The organism is Geomonas sp. (assembly GCF_035254065.1).
Classification (GTDB): Bacteria; Desulfobacterota; Desulfuromonadia; order Geobacterales; family Geobacteraceae; genus Geomonas.
In genome coordinates this window covers 1-4,882 of the sequence record NZ_DATFBA010000095.1, presented here as the reverse complement: position 1 = coordinate 4,882, position 4,882 = coordinate 1, and the positions used below count along the sequence as shown (strand labels likewise).

5 protein-coding genes are annotated in these 4,882 nt (G+C 63.9%); all 5 read left to right on the top strand.

Translation table 11 applies throughout. The features are described 5' to 3' along the window. Positions 1–1,203 (top strand): HD family phosphohydrolase (locus VJ604_RS04945; RefSeq protein WP_324080267.1); only part of this gene is annotated, 1,203 nt, incomplete at its 5' end. Further along, positions 1,157–1,555, top strand: coding sequence for an rRNA maturation RNase YbeY (gene ybeY, locus VJ604_RS04940; protein ID WP_324080268.1), 399 nt, complete (start codon positions 1,157–1,159; stop codon positions 1,553–1,555). The genes VJ604_RS04945 and ybeY, both read left to right, overlap by 47 nt. Before the next feature lie 49 nt (positions 1,556–1,604). Continuing rightward, the gene (locus VJ604_RS04935; RefSeq protein WP_324080266.1) at positions 1,605–2,312 is read left to right on the top strand and encodes a diacylglycerol kinase; all 708 of its coding nucleotides are present in this window, start codon (positions 1,605–1,607) and stop codon (positions 2,310–2,312) included. Positions 2,313–2,360: 48 nt separating this feature from the next. Then, the gene (locus VJ604_RS04930) at positions 2,361–3,224 is read left to right on the top strand and encodes a hemolysin family protein (RefSeq protein WP_324080265.1); all 864 of its coding nucleotides are present in this window, start codon (positions 2,361–2,363) and stop codon (positions 3,222–3,224) included. Next, positions 3,221–4,795: an apolipoprotein N-acyltransferase gene (gene lnt / locus VJ604_RS04925; protein WP_324080264.1), complete on the top strand. Its 1,575-nt coding sequence runs from the start codon at positions 3,221–3,223 to the stop codon at positions 4,793–4,795. The genes VJ604_RS04930 and lnt overlap by 4 nt, the downstream gene beginning before the upstream one ends. The last annotated feature ends 87 nt before the right edge of the window (positions 4,796–4,882 follow it).

The window sequence follows — 4,882 nt, the reverse complement described above, 5'->3', positions numbered from 1 at the left end:
AGCGCCATCATCGTCCGCATCATCCTGAACTCCGAGGTGTCCCTGGTCTACTGTGCGGTCTGCGCGCCGCTGGCCGGCATCATGCTCAACAACTCGTTGCCGGTGGTGATCTACGCCCTGTTGGGAGGCATCGTGGGCGCCCACGGGGTGCGCCAGTGCAAGGAACGGGGGACCATCTATTCGGCCGGGCTCAAGCTGAGCGTGGTGAACATGGCCGCGGCCCTCTGCTTCCACTTCTACGGCGAGAACCCCTTGTCACTGCAGACCGTCTACTGCCTGATCTTCGCCTTCCTGGGGGGCTTCATCAACGCCATCTACGTCTCCGGCACCGTCCCCCTCATCGAGGCGGTCTTCCATTACACCACCGACGTGAAGCTTCTGGAGTTGGCCAACCTCAACTCGCCGCTTTTGCGCGAGCTGATGATCCGGGCCCCCGGCACCTACCACCACAGCGTGCTGGTGGGGAACCTGGTGGAGGCGGCCGCGGAGGCGATCAACGCCAATCCGCTTCTGGCCCGGGTGGCGGCCTACTACCACGACATCGGCAAGCTGAAGAAGCCCCAGTACTTCATCGAGAACATCCGCGACGCGGAGAACCGGCACGACAAGCTCTCCCCCAGCATGAGCGCGCTGATCCTGATCTCCCACATGAAGGAGGGGGTGGAACTCGCCCGCGAGCACCACCTGGGGCTTCCCATCATCGAGATCATCCGCCAGTCCCACGGCACCTCGCTCATCAGCTACTTCTACCTGAAGGCGAAGGGACTGGAGACCCCCGGGCAGCCGACCGTGGACGAGCGGGATTTCCGCTACCCCGGTCCCAAGCCGCAGACCAGGGAGGCGGGGCTCGTGCTTCTGGCCGACTGCGTGGAGGCCGCCTCGCGCACGCTCACCGATCCCACCCCCGCCCGCATCCAGGGGCTGGTGCAAAAGATCATCAACAACATCTTCATCGACGGCCAGCTCGACGAGTGCGAGCTGACCCTCAAGAACCTGCACGTGATCGCCAAGAGCTTCAACCAGATCCTGTCCGGCATCTACCACCACCGGATAGACTACCCGGAGCCGGCCTACAAGGAGAAGACGCTTGCCAAGAAGGGACCAGAGGATATCGATAACGAATCGCCAAAGGCGGAGAACGGTCGCGAAGACGGAACTGCGAAAGGTGGCGCAGAGGATCTTAGACGCCTTGGGATGTCCTGAGGCGGAGCTGTCGGTGACCATCGTGGGAGACCGCTCCATCCGGACCCTGAACCGCGACTACCTGGGGCGTGACAAGTCGACCAACGTGATCTCCTTCGCCATGCAGGAAGGGGAGTTCGGCTCCATCAACCCGGACGTTTTGGGAGACGTGGTGATCTCGGCGGATACCGCGGCCCGCGAGGCGGAGGAGGCGGGGGAGAGTTTCCTGAGCCGGCTCTACTTCCTGCTTCTGCACGGCATCCTGCACATCACCGGCTACGACCATGAGCGAAGCGGCGAGGCGGAGGCCCTCCGTATGGAGGCCAAGGAACGGGAGATCTTCGCGATGCTCCAGGAAGAGGGGCTTGTCTAAGGGGAAGGAACCGGGGAAGACGACAGTTTGCGCTGGAGGGCGCCTCTACATGAAGCCTACCCGCTTCATCGATTCCGTTAACTGCGCCATCGACGGTATTCTCTACGCGGTGCGCACCCAAAAGCACATGCGCTACCATTTCCTGGCCGCGCTTTTGATACTGTGCGCAGCCCTCCTGTTCCGGGTCACGGCGACCGAGTTCATGCTGCTCGCCCTGCCGATCTCCTTCGTGCTGTTCGCCGAACTGGTCAACACCGCCATCGAGGTGGTGGTCGACATGATCTCGCCGGAGTTCCATCCGCTGGCCAAGATCGCCAAGGACGTCGCGGCGGGAGCCGTGCTGGTCTCCGCCTTCGGTACCGGGGTGATCGGCTACCTGGTGCTCTCCAAGTACATCTTCCCGCTGCACCGGAGGACTCTCTCCCTGATCGGCACCGCTTCCGAGATGGGGACCGTGGTCTCGGTCATCCTGGTGCTGATCCTGGTCATCATCCTGAAAGCCAAGAGCGGGAAGGGGGCGCCGCTCGAGGGAGGGATCCCCAGCGGCCACGCCGCGGTAGCCTTCTCCATCGCCACCTCGGTCTCGCTCAACACCCAGGACCCGCTCACCTCCCTGCTCAGCTTCACCCTGGCGGTGATGGTGAGCCACTCCCGGTTGCTGCTGCGCATCCACACTGCGCGGGAAGTGGTGCTGGGGGCGCTGACCGGGACTGTGCTGACCGCCCTGGTGACCCTGCTGTTCAAGGGGTTCGGCTAAGGTGGGTGAAAACGAAGAAGCAAACCTACTTATGGAGGAGCCATACTGTTGGACGATGAAAACGGACGAAAGGGGCAGGGGCTGATAGATTCCCTGAGCAGGCTGTTGATGGGGAAGCGGCGGGTGACCGAGGCGGAGATCCAGGAGATGATGGACGCCGGTCAGCAGGAAGGGGTGATCAACCCCGAGGAAAACGCCATGATCCGCTCCATCCTCGCCCTGGGGGACTCCAAGGTGCGCGAGATCATGCTGCCGCGCACCGAGATGGCCTGCGTCGCCGTCGAGGACGAGATCGGCAAGGTGCTGGAAGAGATCATCGCCTGCGGCCATTCGAGACTCCCGGTCTACGAGGGGACCATCGACAATATCATCGGGCTCATCTACGCCAAGGACCTCCTCAAGTACTGGGGACAGGCCAGCTCGGAGATCGAGCTCAGGAAGCTGATCCGCGCCCCCTTCTTCGTACCGGAAACCAAGAACCTCGAGGAGCTTTTGCACGATTTCAAGAAGCGGCGGGTCCATATCGCCGTGGTGATCGACGAGTACGGCGGCACCGCCGGCCTGGTCACCATCGAGGACCTGCTCGAGCAGATCGTGGGGGATATCCAGGACGAGTACGACCTGGAGACCCAGAGGCTGACCGTGGAGCCGGACGGGGCGGTGATCGCCGACGCCAGGCTCCCCATCGAGGAACTGGAGGAGCATTTCCGCGTCGAGGTCGAGAGGGAGAAGTTCGAGACCCTGGGGGGCTTGATCTTCCATCTCACCGGGCGCATCCCGGCGGCGGGCGAGGTGGTCGAGAACCACTCCCTGGTGATGACCGTGCTGGAGGCGGACGAGCGGAGGATAGCCAAGGTGCGCGTGGTAAGGCGCGAGCCGGGGTTGCAGGATAAGGAAAACGAAGAGCCGTGAATAAAGTGACAGCGCCGCCGGGTGAGCCGGTGACGCTCAGATATCTCTTGGCCGCCCTGTCGGGAGCGTTGTTGGCGCTCTCCTTCCCGAGGCCGGGGCTGTCGATCGTGGCGTGGTTCGCCCTGCTTCCGCTGCTGCAGGCGGTGATCGGAGCCTCCGCCAGGACTGCCTTCAAGGTCGCCTTCACCGGCGGGGTGGTGGCCTACGCGGCGATCCTGTACTGGCTGAACATCGTCTTGATCAGCTACGGCAAGCTGCACTGGACGGTGAGCGCCTCGCTGTATCTCGTGCTGGCAGCCTACCTGGCGCTCTATCCGGCGGTGGTGGTCTCGCTGGTGCGGCGGGCCGAGATGAGGGGGATCTCCTCCCTCTGCTCATTCCCGGTGCTATGGGTGGCGGGGGAGCTGGTCCGCTCCTATCTGCTGACCGGTTTCCCTTGGGCGAACCTCGGCTACACCCAGTACCGCACGCTCCCCCTGATACAGATCAGCGACCTGACCGGGGTGTACGGGGTGAGCTTCCTGATCGCCTTCGCCAACGTCGTCTTCCACAAAGGGTGGGTCTGGTTCAGGGACAAGGATGCGCGCTACCCGTTGGCGGGGGTGCTGATCCTGCTGGCCCTTTTGGTGCTATCCCTCGGCTACGGTTTTTCCGCGCTGAACAGGCCCGACAGCGGTAAGCTGCAGCGCGTGCTGCTGGTGCAGGGGAACATAGCGCAGGACGTGAAGTGGAATCCCGCCTACCAGGAGGCCACCGTACGGACCTACGAGCGGTTGACCAGGCAGGGATGCCAGTCGCCGGACACCCTGGTGGTATGGCCGGAGAGCGCGCTTCCCTTCTACCTGCAGGGGGAGCCTCGCTACGCGGCGCGGGTCACCTCGCTTGCTACCGAGCTCAAGAGTTGCCTGGTTACCGGGAGCCCCGCCCTGGAGAGGGAAGGCGCCCTCACCCGCTATCTGAACAGCGCCTTCCTGATCTCCCCGACCGGCGGAGTCTTGGGGCGAAGTGACAAGCTCCACCTGGTCCCCTTCGGCGAGTACGTGCCGCTGGCCGCGCTGTTCCCTTTCGTGAACAAGCTGGTGGCCGGAATCGGCGACTTCTCCCCCGGCAAGGAGGCGGTTCCCCTGCCGATGCCGGGTGGCAGGATAGGGGTGCTGATCTGTTTCGAGGCGATCTTCCCCGAGGTGGCCCGCTCGTATGTGGAGCGGGGGGGCGGGCTGCTGGTAAACATCACCAACGACGCCTGGTTCGGGAATTCCTCTGCCCCCTACCAGCATCTCTCCATGACGGTGTTTCGGGCGGTGGAGAACCGGGTCCCGCTGGTGCGCGCCGCCAACACCGGGATCAGCGCGGTGATCGACAGCAAGGGACACGTCCGGGGGATGACGCCGCTCTTCGCGGAAGCGACACTGGCCGCCGAGGTCAGGCGCGGCGAGGGAGGGAGCTTCTACACCCGTCACGGCGACCTCTTCGCCTTGGCCTGCCTGGGCGGCGCGTTGGCGATAGTAATCGCCTGTTTCATGAAAAGTGCTCTGCCGTCCGATGCCCCTCTCCCGGAGGGGGAGGGGTAGGGGAGGGGGAACGCGGCACCGTTGCACGATGTGGCCACATCTGTAAGAGGCAAAAGCAAATCCCCCCTGTCCCCCCTTTATCAAGGG

Excerpts from the sequence above, each read along its gene's own strand:
- VJ604_RS04935 (WP_324080266.1), top strand. The coding sequence starts at position 1,605 with ATGAAGCCTACCCGCTTCATCGATTCCGTTAACTGCGCCATCGACGGT.